This window comes from Sphingomonas sp. MJ1 (PH-R8), assembly GCF_048058635.1.
Lineage (GTDB): Bacteria > Pseudomonadota > Alphaproteobacteria > Sphingomonadales > Sphingomonadaceae > Sphingomonas.
Genome location: NZ_JBBEFX010000004.1, coordinates 21,108 through 37,044 on the forward strand (window position 1 = coordinate 21,108; position 15,937 = coordinate 37,044).

The 15,937-nt window shown below is 68.3% G+C and carries 13 protein-coding genes; 7 read left to right on the plus strand and 6 right to left on the minus strand.

Annotated elements, in window-relative coordinates; genetic code table 11:
• Nucleotides 1–7: 7 nt before the first annotated feature.
• A complete protein-coding gene (locus tag VPH46_RS04650) occupies nucleotides 8–1,036 on the minus strand; it encodes a LacI family DNA-binding transcriptional regulator (protein ID WP_416609330.1) in 1,029 nt (342 codons plus the stop codon).
• A 180-nt stretch (nucleotides 1,037–1,216) separates the two neighbouring features.
• Between VPH46_RS04650 and VPH46_RS04655 the strand changes: the two genes are divergently transcribed.
• On the plus strand, nucleotides 1,217–3,514 hold the full coding sequence (locus VPH46_RS04655; RefSeq protein WP_416609332.1) for a glycoside hydrolase family 3 N-terminal domain-containing protein: 2,298 nt from the start codon (nucleotides 1,217–1,219) through the stop codon (nucleotides 3,512–3,514).
• A 47-nt stretch (nucleotides 3,515–3,561) separates the two neighbouring features.
• Here VPH46_RS04655 and VPH46_RS04660 read toward each other — a convergent pair whose 3' ends face one another.
• A complete protein-coding gene (locus VPH46_RS04660; protein WP_416609335.1) occupies nucleotides 3,562–4,938 on the minus strand; it encodes an MFS transporter in 1,377 nt (458 codons plus the stop codon).
• 99 nt (nucleotides 4,939–5,037) lie between these two features.
• Between VPH46_RS04660 and VPH46_RS04665 the strand changes: the two genes are divergently transcribed.
• Nucleotides 5,038–5,358 (plus strand): hypothetical protein, encoded by a 321-nt coding sequence (locus VPH46_RS04665; RefSeq protein ID WP_416609337.1) that lies wholly within the window; start codon nucleotides 5,038–5,040, stop codon nucleotides 5,356–5,358.
• 119 nt (nucleotides 5,359–5,477) lie between these two features.
• Here the strand turns inward: VPH46_RS04665 and VPH46_RS04670 are convergent, their stop codons facing one another.
• Genes VPH46_RS04670 through VPH46_RS04680 form a run of 3 tightly spaced genes read right to left on the minus strand, consistent with a single transcriptional unit; the run spans nucleotide 5,478 to nucleotide 8,048 of the window.
• Nucleotides 5,478–6,251, minus strand: a complete 774-nt coding sequence (locus tag VPH46_RS04670; protein WP_132882818.1) for an SDR family NAD(P)-dependent oxidoreductase — start codon at nucleotides 6,249–6,251, stop codon at nucleotides 5,478–5,480.
• A 22-nt stretch (nucleotides 6,252–6,273) separates the two neighbouring features.
• Nucleotides 6,274–7,464, minus strand: coding sequence for a zinc-dependent alcohol dehydrogenase (locus VPH46_RS04675; protein WP_129342394.1), 1,191 nt, complete (start codon nucleotides 7,462–7,464; stop codon nucleotides 6,274–6,276).
• Between the two features lie 26 nt (nucleotides 7,465–7,490).
• Nucleotides 7,491–8,048: an SRPBCC family protein gene (locus tag VPH46_RS04680; protein WP_132882816.1), complete on the minus strand. Its 558-nt coding sequence runs from the start codon at nucleotides 8,046–8,048 to the stop codon at nucleotides 7,491–7,493.
• A 150-nt stretch (nucleotides 8,049–8,198) separates the two neighbouring features.
• Between VPH46_RS04680 and cysS the strand changes: the two genes are divergently transcribed.
• The 4 genes from cysS to VPH46_RS04700 all read left to right on the plus strand — a co-directional run bounded on the left by cysS (nucleotide 8,199) and on the right by VPH46_RS04700 (nucleotide 12,940).
• Nucleotides 8,199–9,656, plus strand: coding sequence for a cysteine--tRNA ligase (gene cysS, locus VPH46_RS04685; RefSeq protein ID WP_416609340.1), 1,458 nt, complete (start codon nucleotides 8,199–8,201; stop codon nucleotides 9,654–9,656).
• A gap of 119 nt (nucleotides 9,657–9,775) precedes the next feature.
• Nucleotides 9,776–10,627 carry a hypothetical protein gene (locus VPH46_RS04690; protein ID WP_416609342.1) on the plus strand — a complete coding sequence of 284 codons (852 nt, stop codon included), beginning with the start codon at nucleotides 9,776–9,778 and terminating at the stop codon, nucleotides 10,625–10,627.
• A 301-nt stretch (nucleotides 10,628–10,928) separates the two neighbouring features.
• Nucleotides 10,929–12,302, plus strand: coding sequence for a class II 3-deoxy-7-phosphoheptulonate synthase (locus VPH46_RS04695; protein WP_204991437.1), 1,374 nt, complete (start codon nucleotides 10,929–10,931; stop codon nucleotides 12,300–12,302).
• Nucleotides 12,303–12,484: 182 nt separating this feature from the next.
• On the plus strand, nucleotides 12,485–12,940 hold the full coding sequence (locus VPH46_RS04700) for a hypothetical protein (RefSeq protein ID WP_416609344.1): 456 nt from the start codon (nucleotides 12,485–12,487) through the stop codon (nucleotides 12,938–12,940).
• 15 nt (nucleotides 12,941–12,955) lie between these two features.
• On the opposite strand, the gene mutL is transcribed toward VPH46_RS04700, so the two are convergent.
• Nucleotides 12,956–14,752, minus strand: a complete 1,797-nt coding sequence (gene mutL, locus VPH46_RS04705) for a DNA mismatch repair endonuclease MutL (protein WP_416609346.1) — start codon at nucleotides 14,750–14,752, stop codon at nucleotides 12,956–12,958.
• Between the two features lie 140 nt (nucleotides 14,753–14,892).
• Between mutL and VPH46_RS04710 the strand changes: the two genes are divergently transcribed.
• A complete protein-coding gene (locus VPH46_RS04710; protein WP_125960494.1) occupies nucleotides 14,893–15,936 on the plus strand; it encodes a rod shape-determining protein in 1,044 nt (347 codons plus the stop codon).
• Nucleotide 15,937: the final 1 nt, after the last annotated feature.

The following is a 15,937-nucleotide window of genomic DNA, read 5'->3' on the forward strand; positions in this document are numbered from 1 at the left end:
TTTGCCCTTATTCCCTGCCTGCCGGTTGTTCTGTGTTGATGGCCGGCCCGCTGGTTTCGCGCACGATCAGTTCGGGAGTTCGCGGCTCGACCGCATGGTCGAGCCCTCCCGCGATCAGTGCTGCCAGCCGGACGACCGCACGCGCGCCGATTCCGGCGATGCCGACGCGCATGGTGGTGAGAGCCGGCGAGATCAGCCGCGCGAGCGGCACATCGTCGAAGCCGGCAATTGCGATGCGCCCGGGTACGGCGACCCCGGCGCGGCGAAGGCGCATCATCGCGCCGATCGCCATCATGTCATTGGCCGCGAACAGCGCGTCGGGCGCCTCCGGGCCATCGAGTTCGCCGAGCAGCGCTTCCGCAGCGGCAGTACCCGCCTCCTCGAAGAAGTCGCCGGGCAGGATCCGCGGCACGAGCCCATGGCGCGCCATCGCCGCCCGATAGCCGGCGATACGCGCCTGCGCCTCGGAGTTCCCTTCCGGCCCCGACAGGTGGACGATCCGGCGGCGTCCCGTGGACACTAGATGGTCCACCATCGCCTCGGCGCCGGCGACATTGTCCACCCGCAGCTCGGCGCGGCCCTCAACATTCCCCGGGCAGTTGATCAGCACGGCGGGAAGGCTCGGCGGCAGATGCTCGAACAACTGCTCGGGATCGAGGTCCGGCGCCATGATGATGACGCCATCGACGCGCCCGCGCATCGTACGCAGCGTCTCGATCGCACGCGCGGGGTTCGTATGCGCATTGGAGAGCAGCAGTTGCAGCCCGCGCGTCGACGCCTCGCTGTCGATGCCGCGCGCAGTCTCGGAGAAGAATTCGCCGTGAAGATCCGGGAGCATGACGCCGATGGCGTTCGTGCGGGCCAGGCTGAGGTTACGGGCGCCCGCGTGCGGGACGTAGCCGAGGGCCGCCGCAACGGCCTGCACGCGCTCGCGTACCGCCGGCCGGACGTTGCTGTGTCCGTTGAGGACGCGCGAAACGGAGGCAACGGAGACGTCCGCCTCCCGAGCCACATCACGGATGGTGGCGTGCGCCATTGCCCTTCCCGACGTCCTTCCAAAACCCAGACCGGCACTTCCGGTCCCGCCAACGACTTGCTGTTGCGCCGCTGATCACTGTATGTGTAACCGGTTACATCAATTTGACGCGGTGGGCAAGAAGGCGAAACAAGCCGGGCCACAGCCGCATTGGAACGCCATTTTCCGGGAGGATTTCTGATGAACGACCTGCGCATTTCCAGGCGTGCGATGGTGATGGGAGCGGCTGCGTTGACCGCTTGGCGCGCGAGTCCCGCGCATGCACTGCTGCGGACGGTCGCGGACGAGAGCCAGGGGCTCCCCGCTTTCATCGAGGCTCTGATCGGAAAGATGACGGTCGAGGAGAAGGCCGGGCAGCTGACGCTGATGGCTGCGGCCTGGGCCGGCGGCGCGGCCAACGCGCTCAATCCCGCGGCGTCCAACGGCACCTTCGATGCCCAGCTCGCCCAGACCCGGGCGGGGCGGCTGGGCGGCGTCTTCAACGGCAATGGTGCCGAAATGGCGCGCCAGATGCAGCGCGTGGCGGTTCGCGAATCCCGCCTGAAGATCCCGCTGCTGTTCGCGGCAGACGTCATCCACGGCTTTCGCACCGTCTTCCCGGTGCCGCTCGCCGAGGCGGCAAGCTTCGAGCCGGAGCTGGTGGAGAAGGCGGCACGGGTCGCAGCCATCGAGGCGGCCGCCGCCGGCATCGACTGGACCTTCGCGCCGATGGTCGACGTCGCCCGCGACGCCCGCTGGGGCCGCGGAGTCGAGGGTTCCGGCGAAGACGTGCGGCTCGGCCGCGACATGGCGACGGCGCGCGTGCGCGGTTTCCAGGGGAAATCCTTGTGGGCCAATGATTCCGTGATGTCGTGCGCCAAGCATTTCGCCGCCTATGGCGCAGCGGAGGCCGGGCTCGACTACGGAGCGGTCGACGTCTCCGAGCGTACGTTGCGCGAGATCTACTTCCCGCCCTTCCAGGCCGCCTTCGACGCGGGCTCCGGCACGGTCATGGCCTCGTTCAACGAACTGTCCGGCGTTCCGGCAACCGCCAATCCCTGGCTGCTCGACGACGTGTTGCGCAAGGAGTGGGGTTTCGACGGGCTGGTGGTGTCCGACTACACCGGCGACATGGAATTGATCGACCACGGCTTTGCCGCCGATGCCCGGGAGGCGACGAAGCTCGCCTTCCTGGCCGGGGTCGACATGAGCATGCAGAGCGGCTTCTACATGCAGCACCTGCCGTCGCTGGTCGCCGCGGGCGAGGTGCCGATGGCGCGGCTCGACCAGGCGGTCCGCCGCGTGCTCGCACTCAAGGTTCGTCTTGGCCTGTTCGACGACCCGTTCCGTCGCATCGACCCGCGCCGCGAAAAGGCGCGGGTGCGGAGCGCCGGAAATCTGGCCGTGGCGCGGCAGGCTGCGCGCCGCTCGATCGTGCTCTTGAAGAACGAGGGTGACCTGCTCCCCCTGCCCCGTTCCGGCAAGCGGATCGCGCTGATCGGCCCGTTCGCACAAGGAAAGCACGACCTGATCGGCCCGTGGAACGTCTATGGCTCCGACGCCGAGGCGGTCGACCTGCTGACCGGCGTGCGCCAGGCGATGGCGGATCCCTCGCTGGTGACGGCAACGGCAGGCTCCGGAGTGACCGCGCCGCTGCCAGGCGGCATCGAGGCTGCGATCGCCGCCGCGAATGCCGCCGACATCGTCGTGCTCGCGATCGGCGAGAGCCAGGACATGTCGGGCGAGGCGCAGTCGCGCAACCTGGTGGTGATCCCGCCGGCGCAACAGGCCCTGGCCGAAGCCGTCGCCAAGACCGGCAAGCCGATCGTGGTGCTGCTCAAGAACGGCCGCGCGCTTGCGCTCGAAGGGGCAGTGCTCGCCGCCCCCGCGATCCTGGTGACCTGGTTCCTGGGCTCCGAGAGCGGCCCCGCCACCGCCGACATCCTGTTCGGGCGCGAGGGTCCTTCCGCACGCCTTCCGGTCAGCTTCCCGCAGGTGCCGGGACAGGTGCCTTATTACTACGCGCACAAGCGCACCGGGCGCCCCAATCCAGCGGGGCCGCTCCAGCCGTACAAGACGCACTACCGCGAGGCGTCCAACGCAGCCCGCTTCCCGTTCGGCCACGGGCTCACTTACGGCCGGATCGAATATTCGGACCTCGACCTGGGCGGCGGCACGCTTTCCTGGAACGGCACGTTGACGGTGCGGGCGACGATCACCAACCGCGGCACGCGTACCGCCGAGGAAGTGGTCCAACTCTACATCCACGACCAGACCGCCAGCCTCACCCGTCCGATCCGCGAGTTGAAGGGCTATCGCAAGATCAAGCTCGAACCCGGCCAGTCGCAGGAGGTGCGCTTCACCCTCACCCGCGCCGACCTCCAGTTCCTGGGACTCGACGGCCGCCCCACCGTCGAGGCGGGGCTGTTCCGCCTGTGGGTGGCACCCTCCGCCGAAGCGGAAGGCGTTTCAGGCGGCTTCACCCTCACCAAGGGCTGAGGCGCGCCACCGGCACCGTGCTCCTGCGCCAGCAGGGGCACGGTGCCTCACCTCTCCTTCGAGCGTGCCGCAAGATCCGCGACGATCTTCGCATGCGCGCCGCGCCGGAGCGGGTTCGCCCACATCACGACGGCCGAGGCGCCGAAGCACAGGGCGGGCATGACCAGCATCACCCACCGGATGCCCGTCACCGTCTCCGCCGTCTGCACGGCGCCGGGATGATAGCCGACCAGCTGGTAGATGAGCCCCATCAGGGCGGCGGCCAGCCCCAGCGCGAATTTCTGGACCAGCGCCGACACGCCGAAACCCAGCGCCTCCACCCGCACCCCGGCGCGGTGCTCGCCATATTCCACCGTGTCCGGCAGCATGGCCCAGAACACGAGGTTGAAGCCCACTAGCGCCGCCTGCATCACCACCAGGAACAGTTGCGCCGTCCAGGCATCCGACCCACCGGCTCCCGCAAATACACCGACCGCAGCGCTCCCGAGCACCGCAGAAGCGAACCAGAGTCCACGCATCCCGGTCCGCACGCCGAGCGCCATCCACATCGGTACGAAGAGCGCGCCCGCAAAGCCCATCATCGCCAGCGCTGCCGGGCCGCCTGCGCTGTCGCCCACGACGTAGCTGAAATAATAGAGTACCGACCGGGTGAGCGCCGTCGCGGCCATGCCGACCGCCGCCATCGCCAGGTTGAGCGTCACGAAGGCGCGATTGCGGGCGAGCACCCGCATCGCGGCGAGGATGGAGACGCGCGCCTGCCCCTGGCCATAGGCGGCGGGCGATCCGCGACCGACGACGACCAGCAGCGCGGCGCCGACGAGCCCGAACAGCAGCGCCGCCGTCAGATACCCCTCCGTCCCTCCCAAGCCTCCCGGCCGGATCGCCGCAATCCGTTCGGTCCCCAGCGCCACCACCAGAGCAGCCGCCGTGCCGAAGAGCATGCGCAGACCGGAGATCAGCGCCCGCTGCCCGCTGTCCCCCGTGATCCGCGCGGTCATCGCCGAATAGGGGATGTTCACAAAGGCATAGAGCGCCCGGAACAGAAGGTGCATCGCCAGCACCGTCACCACCAAGGCAGCGCCGTCCAGCGGCGGCGCCACATACAGCAGCACGAACCCCAGCCCCAGCGGCACCGCCCCCGCGCTCAGGAACCAGCGATAGTCGCGGCGGGAGCGCTCGGCGTGAATGCCGACCAGCAGGTCCGCGATCCCGTCCCACACCGATCCGATCAGCAGCACGATGCCCGCCACCGCAGGCGAGAGCCGCAGCGCATCGGTGTAGAAGAACAGCAGAAAGAAGCTGAGGCTCTGCCAGTAGAGATTGCAGGCGAAATCGCCGGTCGCAAAAAGGGCGATCCGGCCGAGCGAAGGCTTCGCCGGACTCGCCGTCCGGTCGGCCGGGGCAGGAGCTTGGAGGGAGTTCATCACGCGCACCCCGTGCCTTCCGGGGTGCGCTTGTCAACCACGGCCACCGGCGGAACGCAGCGGCGCGCAGGCGCGTTCGATCGGCCAAAGGAGAGCCCCATGACCCATATCGCCGCCACCTCCCCGATCGAGCGCATCGCGCGCGTGCTGGTGGCGCACGCGCTCAGCCCCAACGGCCGCGGCGATGCCGAGCCGGACGAGGTCGTCAGCGCCGAGGTCAACGACCGGCTTGCGGACGAATTGCCGCGTGCCGCAGCGATCCTGCGCGCGCTGCGCGAACCCAGCCAGGAGATGGTGACCGCAGGCAATGCGCTGGGAACCGCCGACGCCGCCGAGATCTGGGACACGATGGTCCGCGCGGCACTGGGCGAAAAGCCACGTGCCGCGCCGGCCGCGATACCGACCCCGCTCGCCGGCTGACGTAGAAAAGGGGGAGCCACGCTCCCCCTTTCCTTGAGCACTCCCAAGAGGCGCCCACCCTCTGCAGCAGGCGTGCGCCGCCCCTGGGCTCCCGCCGCGACGGAAGCCCAGAGAGGCGGTCACTCCCCGTCGGGCTTGGCCATGTTCTCGTGCATGCGAGCCAGCAGGGTGTCCGGGACGACGTGGCTGACCGCCGCCTGGATCTTGTTCTTGGTGCCGGCGACGACATGCGCCGTGCCCTTCTGCATCGCGTCCCAGCCGGTGCGCGCGACCATCGCGGCATCGTCCTTGTCCTGGGTGCCGACCGGCGTGTCCATCATGTTGGCGCGCTTGAAGAACTCGGTCTCCGTCGGCCCCGGCATCAGCACGGTGATCGACACGCCCGTGTCCTTCAGCTCGTTGCGCAAGGCATAGGCGAAGCTGTCGAGATACGCCTTGGTGCCGTTGTACACCGCCTGGTAGGCACCCGGCATCAGCCCGGCGATCGAACCGGTGATCAGCACCTGGCCGGCATCGCGCGCCTTCATCCGCTGCAGCATCTTCTGCAGCAGATAGGTGGTGCCGGTGACGTTGGTGTCGATCACCTTGCGCCACGCCGCCACGTCCTGCTCGACGAAGGCGTGACCCAGCCCGCGTCCGGCGTTGGCGACGAGCACGTCCACCGGCCGCTCGCCGATCTTCGCCAGCAACTGGTCGTTGCCTTCGAAGGTCGCGAGGTCGGCCTGCACCGTTTCCACCGTCACGCCAGTCCCGACCAGCGTGGCCGCAGCCGTTTCGATCTGGGGCTCGTCGGCGACCAGGATCAGGTCGAAGCCCTCCCCTGCCGCAATCTTCGCGATCTCATACCCAATGCCCGTCGAGGCACCGGTAATCACTGCAAGCTTTTCTGCCATGCTTCGAGTTCCTCTCCGGCGTTCAGGCCGTGGCCTTCGCCCAGTCCGGCTTCAGCACCACCTTGGTGCATTCGTTCTGCTCGTTCTTGAACTTGGCATAGCCCTTGGGGGCTTCCTCCAGGCTCATCCGGTCCGAGATCAGGAAGGTCGTGTCGAGCTTCTCCTCCAGGATCGCCTGCAGCAGCCCAGGGAGATAGCGCTGGACGTGCGTCTGCCCCGTCTTGAGCGTCAGTCCCTTCTCCATCACCGCGCCGAACGGGAACTTGTCGACGAAGCCGCCGTAGACGCCGGGCACCGACACCCGGCCGCCCTTGCGGCAGGCCATGATCGCCTGGCGCAGTGCATGCGGCCGATCGGTGCCGAGGAAGGTCGACGCCTTGATCTGGTCGACCACGTTGTCGAGGTAGAGCCCGTGGCTCTCCAGCCCGACCGCGTCCATCACCGCGTCGGGCCCGATACCGCCGGTCATCGTCATCAGCGCATCATAGACGTCGGTCTGCTCGAAGTTGATGACCTCCGCGCCCATCTGCTTCGCCAGCTCCAGCCGGTGGGGGAAATGGTCGATCGCGATCACCCGATGCGCACCCAGCACGAACGCGGATTGGATGCCGAACAGTCCGACCGGGCCGCAGCCCCACACCGCGACCGTGTCGCCGGGTTCGATGTCGCAATTTTCCGCCGCCATCCAGCCGGTGGGCAGGATGTCCGACAGGAACAGCACCTTTTCGTCCTCGATCCCGTCCGGGATCACGATCGGGCCAACGTCCGAAAAAGGCACGCGGACATATTCCGCCTGGCCGCCGGGGTAGCCGCCGGTCATGTGGCTGTATCCGAACAGCCCCGCGGGTGCCGCGCCCCACAGATTGGGGGCGATGTCCTGGTTGTCGGCCGGGTTCGAGTTGTCGCAGGCCGAATATTGCTGCTTGCCGCAAAAATAGCATTCGCCGCACGCGATCACGAAGGGGACGACGACGCGCTGGCCCTTCTTGAGCGTGGACTTGGGGCCGGTCTCGACCACCTCGCCCATGAACTCATGGCCCAGGATGTCGCCCGCCTTCATGGTCGGGATATAGCCGTCGTAAAGGTGCAGGTCGGATCCGCAGATCGCGGTCGAGGTGATCTTGAGGATCGCGTCCCGTGGGTTGAGGATCTCGGGATCGGGAACCGTATCCACGCGGACGTCGTGCTTGCCGTGCCAGGTGAGCGCTCGCATCTGGTTTTCCTTGAGAAAAGAGGGGATCAGGCCTTGGGCGCAGGGTTGGGCGGCGAGCTCGTCGCGATCTCGCCCGTCTCCAGCAGCTGCTTCAGCCGCCGCAAGTCCCGTCGCGCCTGAATGCGCGGTTCCTTCTGGGTGAGCTTGGCCACCACCTTGCCGATGAGGCCGCCCGGCGGCTCATAGGCAATGGCCGCGGTCACGACCGTTCCGCGCCCGGGGTTGGCATCGCTGAACGCCACCCAGCCGCTGTTCTCGACATCGGCGCCCTCGGCCGACTTCCAGGCGATGCGCTCGCCCTCGACGTCCTCGGTGACGATCGCGTCCCACTCGTAGACGCCGTTCGGACCCTTCACCTTCCAGTGGGAGCGGTTGCGATCGAGGACCTCGATCGACTCGACGTTCTCCATGACCCCGGCGAGGTTCGAGAAGTCACGCCAATAGGCATAGAGTTCCTGGCGGGGCTTGTTGATCGTGACCGCGACGCCGCTCACCGAGGATTGGCCCCCGGGCGTGTCACTGCGCCGTACCTCGGCGTCTTTCGCAAGGATGTCGGGCGCGTCGTCCCTCGCCTCATCGCTCATCGCATCGCTCCTGGGCTGTTTCTGCTTCGCGGCGTTTCGGAAATCGCCTTGTGCTGCCAACCGACAGCGCGCGCGCCCGTTCCGCCGAGCGTCGCGAAAGTCGTCCGGACGCGCGTTGGCAGCGCCGCACGCAAGAGCTATGCGCGCAGCATGTCGACCGCACCGCTCACGCTCTACAATTCGCTGACCCGTTCGCTGGAGCGCTTCGCGCCCGCCGATCCCGAGCGCGGCGTGCGAGTCTATTCCTGCGGTCCGACGGTCTACAACTATGCGCACATCGGCAACCTGCGCGCCTACGTCTTCACCGACACGCTGGCGCGCGTGCTCAAGTGGAAGGGCTATTCCCTCACCCACGTCATCAACATCACCGACGTCGGCCACCTGACGTCGGATGCGGATGCCGGCGACGACAAGATGGAGGCCGCCGCGCGCGCCCAGGCGCAGAGCATCTGGGACATCGCCGCCCACTACACCGCCGCGTTCAAGCAGAACCTCGCCGATCTCAACATCGCCGATCCCACGCGCTGGTCGGTCGCGACCGACCATATCGCCGAGATGATCGCCTTTGCCGAAAAGATCGCGCCCGATCACTGCTACGAACTCGAAAGCGGCCTCTATTTCGACAGCAGCAGCGTACCGAACTATGGTCGCCTCGCCGGTGGCCAGGATGACGCGGCCGCGGGGCGCATCGATCCGGTGGCCGGCAAGCGCCACCCGCAGGACTTCGCGATCTGGCGCAAGTCGCCGCCGGGCGAGCAGCGCCAGATGGAATGGGACTCGCCCTGGGGCAAGGGCGCGCCGGGCTGGCATCTCGAATGCTCGGTAATGAGCCTGAAGTATCTCGGGCCCGAGCCGTTCGACATCCACACCGGCGGCATCGACCACCGCGAGATCCACCACCCCAACGAGATTGCGCAGAACCAGGCCTATTGCGGCTGCACCGACGCTGACCCGGATTTCACCGGCGCGCGCTTCTGGATGCACAACAACTTCCTGGTCGAACGATCGGGCAAGATGTCCAAGTCCAAGGGCGGCTTCACCACGCTCCAGACGCTAATCGATGCGGGCGTCCACCCGCTCGCCTATCGGCTGATGTGCCTTTCGGCCCATTATCGTTCCGAGCTGGAGTTCTCGGGCGAGAACCTGCTCGCTGCCCTCACCCGGCTGAAGCGACTGGTGATGACGGTCTCCGCGCTCAAGGCGCGCGCGGGCGATGCGGAAGGCGACGCGGGGGAGGCAGGAGCCTATCTCGCGCGGCTGGACGAAGCGGTGTCCGACGATCTTGCTACCCCGCGCGCCCTGCCGGTGCTCGATGACCTCCTCGCCGACAAGAAGCTGTCGCCCGCTGATCGCCTGGCAGCCCTCGCGCAGTTCGACGCGGTGCTCGGCCTCGACCTGCTGCACCTGGAGCGTACCACCCTGCGGGTGCGCCCGGCCGTAGCCATGCTGACCGCCGAAGCCGTCGAGGCACGGCTGGCGGAGCGCAAGCAGGCTCGCGCCGACAAGGACTTCGCGCGCTCGGACGCGATCCGCGACGAACTCTCGGCAGCACAGATCGAGGTCATGGACGGCGATCCGCTGGGCTGGGACTGGAAACCGGCGCTGTAGACTGGCAGCGCAGCAATCCTTTCGGGTTCGTAACGGAACCGGCCGCGGCGCAGGATCATTCAAGCAGCCGTTCCGACGTGGGCCATGGCCCGGTCGGCGGCAGCATGAAAGGACCGTGTATGGCTTATGGCTTCCCTCCTCGACGCGCTCGGACGCTCGCTTCCGCTGGCGCGCTCGCGGCGCTGCTGGCGCTGGGCGCCTGCAACAGCCCCAGCGAGCCTGCCGCCGAGAACAGCGAAGCGGCCCTCAACGACGGAGTCCTCGACGAGAATGGCGTCGACGAGGATGTCGTTGACGAGGCGACCATCGAGGACGTGGAAGTGGAAGCCGTTCCGGCCGTGACCAGCAGCACGTCGTCGGCAGACGCCACGGCGGTGGCGGCCGCAGCGGCGACGGCGGCAGCGATCGCGGCCGACACGGGCATCACCCGCGTTCGCCACGGGGATGGCTGGGCGTGGATGCGCAACGGCCAGATCGTCCGCACCGCCTCGCGTGACGGCAAGCAGGTCGCCTATTTCCGCAACGGCGAGGATGCGCCCTATTTCGTCCAGCGCGACGACCGCGGCTATACCTATGAAGGCGGCAAGGTTCGCGGCGTCGTCAATCGCAACGGCAGGTCGGAAAGGCCGGACGCGACCCGCACCCGCGAGGCGGAACAGGTCGCCCGGACGGCGCGCAACCAGCGTGACGAGGCCAGGCAGCAGGCGTCGCGCTCGCCGCGGCCGACCGCCACAGGCAGTGGCCGCACGCAAGCCTCCGCCCCGACCGAGCACCGGAGCCGCGACACCGGTACCGCGCGCCCCACTCCTACCCCGACCCGCACGGCAGCCGCGCCCGAGGCTCCGAGGCGTACGGAGCCGACCGCCAACCAGCGCGGCGACCGGGCAGTTTCGACCAATCCCAGGGCGCAGGCGACGCCGCACGCGACCTCCGACCGCGAGCAGGAGCGGCGCGAGGACGGCCGCCGCTGATCCAACGGCGCCATCTCCGATAAAAGGTTTGGCGCCACAAAGCGGGTTGCAGAGCCTTACCCTGTTCGGGTAACGCCGGCGCATGACGACGCTAGCCGGTGCCAAGATCCGACGTTTCCGCGAAGAACGCGCGCTGACCCGCGCGGGCTTCGGCGCATGGTACGACACGCCTGGCAGCACCGTCCAAGGCTGGGAAGAAGACGGCAAGCGCGCCAATGCCAAGGTGGTCAACCAGATCGCCGCGAACGGCATCGCGCACCACGCCGACTGGTTCATCCCGGCTTCCTCGCTGGAGAATGCCATGGCCGCGAACTGGGCCCCCGACAGCTGGAAACGGGCCGAGGCCCGCCAGATGCCCGACTATCCCGACGCCGACGCGCTCGACGCCGCCACCGCACAGCTCGCGAGCTTCCCGCCGCTGGTGTTCGCGGGTGAGGCGCGCAACCTGACTGCGGAGCTGGCGGAAGTTGCGGCCGGCCGCGCGTTCCTGCTCCAGGGCGGGGATTGCGCCGAGAGCTTCGCGGAGCACAGCGCCAACAACATCCGCGACACCTTCCGCGTGCTGCTGCAGATGGCGGTGGTGCTGACCTTCGCGTCCAAGCTGCCAACGGTGAAGCTCGGCCGCATGGCGGGCCAGTTCGCCAAGCCGCGGTCCGCGCCGCTGGAGGCGCAGGATGGCGTGGAGTTGCCGAGCTACCGCGGCGACATCATCAACGACATCGCCTTCACCCCGGAATCCCGCATTCCCGATCCGCAGCGGATGATCCGCGGCTATTCGCAGTCGGCAGCGACGCTCAACCTGCTGCGCGCGTTCGCGACCGGCGGCTACGCGAACCTGCACCAGGTGCATCGCTGGACGCACGACTTCATGGGCCGCGGGCCGCTCGCGCAGAAATATGCCGACATCGCCGATCGCATCAGCGAGGCATTGGACTTCATGTCCGCATGCGGCATCGACGCCGACAGCGTGCCGCAGCTGAAGGCAACGAGCTTCTACACCAGCCACGAGGCGCTGCTGCTTCCGTACGAGCAGGCGCTGACCCGGCAGGATTCGCTGACCGGCGACTGGTACGACACCTCGGCCCACTTCCTGTGGATTGGTGACCGCACCCGCTTCGAAGGGTCGGCGCACGTCGAATACCTGCGCGGCATTCGCAACCCGATCGGCATGAAGTGCGGGCCGAGCCTGGAGCCGGACGCACTGCTGCGCCTGCTCGACGTGCTCAACCCGGGCCGGGTGCCGGGGCGCATGACACTCATCACCCGCTACGGGCATGACAAGATTGAGAAGCACCTGCCGACGCTGGTCCGCGCCGTCCAGCGCGAAGGTCATCCGGTGGTGTGGAGCTGCGACCCGATGCACGGCAACGTCATCAAGGCGGCGAACGGCTACAAGACGCGCCCCTTCGACCGGATCCTCGCTGAGGTCCGCGGCTTCTTTGCCGTGCATCGCGCGGAGGGCAGCTTTGCCGGCGGCATTCATGCGGAAATGACCGGCCAGAACGTCACCGAATGCACCGGCGGTGCGGTCGCGGTGACCGAGCAGGCGCTTGCCGATCGCTACCACACCTATTGCGATCCGCGCCTGAACGCCGGGCAGAGCCTGGAGCTGGCCTTCCTGCTCGCCGAGATGCTGAACGCGGAGATGGCGGAGCGGCGGCGGGCGGCAGCGTAGCGCCGGTTTTCGATCCGGGGCTCCGCTGGGCCGCTACGGCTCACGGCGCCCCGGGCGCGCGCGTTGGCTACCGATTGTTAGGGTTCTCGCGCTAGGAGCGGGAAGTGGCAATCAGCTGATCCGGCACATGGGGGTGCGTCGACGGAGGGCTGCTCGCCGACAGGGGGCCGTCAACCGTGTGGATGTTGCTATTCGTCGCGCTTCTGCTCGCCATCCCGACCTACGGCTTGTCGTTCCTTCCCGTGGTCGGCGCCCTCGTGCTGAGAGCTTGGACGGACAGAGCGCCCCAGGACGGACAGCCAGCACCTACGGCTCCCGTAGCGCAACCGAGCGCGCAACGCCCGGCACCGAAGCAGATCGCCGCGGTGCCATCGTGGGCGAAAGATGCGTCTGGTGTCGAGCGCTTCAAATCGGACCTGCTGGTTGCGCTCCCCAGCAGGGGCGTGCCCGGTCCCTATGTCTCGGCGATCTTCTCGGGCGAGGAGACGGCGCGTCTTTGCCTCGCCTCCGCGCAAACGGCGGAAGAAAACGGGAGAGACTTCTACCGACAATGCTTCGCGGCGGCCGACTTCATCGTGCGGCAATGGAATAGCCTTCACCCTGCCGAGCAGAAGAAGTTCTGCGATCGCCACTTCTGAACCGCCCTTCCGGGGCTACTTTCTCCCGAACAGCTTCTCCACGTCCGTCATGGACAGCTTTACCCACGTCGGTCGACCGTGGTTGCACTGGCCGGAATGCGGCGTCACCTCCATTTCGCGGAGCAGCGCGTTCATCTCCGCGACCGAGAGCACCCGCCCGGCCCGCACCGATCCGTGGCAGGCCATGGTGGCGGCGACATGGTCGATCCGCTCCTTCAGGCTGAACGCCGTCTCGTGCGCGGCCAGTTCGTCCGCCAGGTCGGTGACCAGCCCGGCGATGTCGCTCTTGCCCAGCATCGCCGGAGTTGCGCGCACCAGCATCGCGCGGGGACCGAAACGCTCCAGTTCCAGCCCGAACTCGGCGAGTTCGGCGCTGCGCTCCTCCAACCGGTCGCAAGCGGGCTCGTCGAGTTCGACCACCTCGGGCAGCAGCAGCGCCTGCGCGGCGACGCCGCCCTGCGCGAGTGCGCGACGCATCCGTTCGAGCACGAGCCGCTCGTGCGCGGCATGCTGGTCGACCAGCACCAATCCATCCTCCGCCTCGGCGACGATGTAGGTCCTGGCCACCTGCCCGCGCGCGACCCCCAGCGGGTGCGAACCGGTTGCGGGTACCGGCGCCTCCGCGACCTCGGCCCGCGCCTGGAGAGGAGGCGGCGTGAAGAAGCTGGTGCGCGGCTCGTGAAAGCTCGGCACCGGTACATAGGATGTCGTCCCCTGCCCTGCTGCCGCCGCCGCGGCTGCGAACAGTGCCCCCTCGGGCATTGCCGGCGCGAGCGGCTCCTGCTGCCACGCCGCGAGCGCATCCGCCTGCGGGCGCTGGACCACGCGGTGCCCGGCAGCGTCCAGGGAACGCCGCAAGCCGCCCACGATCAGCCCGCGTGCGAGCGCCGGGTCGCGGAAGCGGACCTCGGTCTTGGCCGGGTGGACGTTGACGTCGATCTGGTCCGGCGGCACGTCGAGGAACAGCGCCACCACCGCATGGCGGTCCCGTGCCAGCATCTCGCCATAGGCGCCCCGAACGGCGCCGGCGAGCAGCCGATCCTTCACGGGCCGGCCGTTGACGAACAGATATTGGTGGTCGGCGATGCCGCGGTTGAAGGTCGGGAGCCCCGCGACGCCGCCCAGCCGCATTCCCTCGCGCACATAGTCGATCGCGACGCTGTTCTCGGCGAGCGCCCGATCGACCAGCCCGGCCACCCGTTCGGGCTGGGTCTCGCCGCCCTGGACCGACAGGGCGCGCCTGCCCTCATGCTCCAGCGAAAAGGCGATGTCCGGCCGCGCCATCGCCAGGCGGCGGACCGCGTCCAGGCAGGCGCCGAACTCGGCCCGTGGCGTGCGCAGGAACTTGCGACGGGCGGGCACCCGCGCGAACAGCCCCTCCACGCGGATGCGGGTGCCCGGCGGGATCGCCGCCGGTCCTTCCGCCTCGACCCGGCCGTTGTCGACCGTCCGCATCCATCCGACGCTGCCGCGCGGACGGCTTTCCATCGTCAGCCTGGCGACGCTCGCGATCGAGGGCAGCGCCTCGCCGCGGAAGCCTAGCGTTTCCACCGCCTCGATGCGCTCGTCGGGCAGCTTGGAGGTCGCGTGCCGCTCCAGCGCCAGGGCCATGTCGCTGGGCGACATGCCGCATCCATCGTCGGTCACTTCGATCAGGTCGATGCCTCCGCCCGCGATGCGGACGGCGATCCGCGTGGCGCCGGCGTCGATCGCATTTTCGACCAGTTCTTTCAGCGCGCTGGCGGGGCGTTCCACCACTTCACCGGCGGCGATGCGGTTGACGAGATGCTCGGGCAGGCGTCGTATTGACATGGGTGCCGCTCTAGCCCAAGCGGCGCCATCCCGCGACCCGCATCCGCCACGTAAATCGGCCGGAGAGATCCAGTCGATGGGGTCCGGAACAGGTGCGAACTGCCGCGACGGGGGCGACGCGGCGATAGACGGAACAACTGATGGCGCTCTTCTCCCGCTTCTTCAAATTCATGTCGCACGACATGGCGATCGACCTCGGCACCGCGAACACGGTGGTCTATCTGCGCGGTCGCGGTGTCGTGCTGAACGAGCCGTCGGTGGTGGCCGTGGAAACGCTCAACGGCGTCAAGAAAGTGAAGGCGGTCGGCGACGACGCCAAGCTGATGATGGGCAAGACGCCGGGCTCGATCGAGGCGATTCGCCCGCTTCGCGACGGCGTGATCGCCGACATCGATGTCGCCGAGCAGATGATCAAGCACTTCATCGAGAAGGTGCACGGTAAGCGTCGCTTCGTGCGCTGGCCGCAGATCGTGATCTGCGTGCCATCGGGCTCGACCTCGGTCGAGCGCCGCGCGATCCGCGACGCTGCCTCCAATGCCGGCGCGAGCCAGGTGTTCCTGATCGAGGAGCCGATGGCAGCCGCAATCGGCGCCGACATGCCCGTGACCGAGCCGATCGGCTCGATGGTCGTCGACATCGGCGGCGGCACCACGGAAGTCGCGGTGCTCTCGCTGCGCGGCCTCGCCTACTCCACTTCGGTGCGCGTCGGCGGCGACAAGATGGACGAGGCGATCGTCAGCTACGTCCGCCGCAACCACAACCTGCTGATCGGCGAGGCCACGGCCGAGCGCATCAAGCAGGAAGTCGGCACCGCCAAGCCGCCCGTGGACGGCATCGGCAAGGTGATCCACATCAAGGGCCGCGACCTCGTGAACGGCGTGCCCAAGGAAATCCAGATCAACCAGGGCCAGATCGCCGAGGCACTGGCGGAGCCGGTCAACACCATCGTCGAGGGCGTTCGCATCGCCTTGGAGAACACCGCGCCCGAGCTGGCCGCCGACATCGTCGACCAGGGCATCGTGCTCACCGGCGGCGGCGCCCTGCTGCACGGGCTGGACGAGGTGTTGCGCGACGAGACCGGCCTGCCCGTTTCGGTTGCGGAAGATCCGCTGACCTGCGTGGCGCTGGGCACCGGCCGTGCGCTCGAGGACGAGATCTACCGGGGCGTTCTGCTCGCCGTCTGAT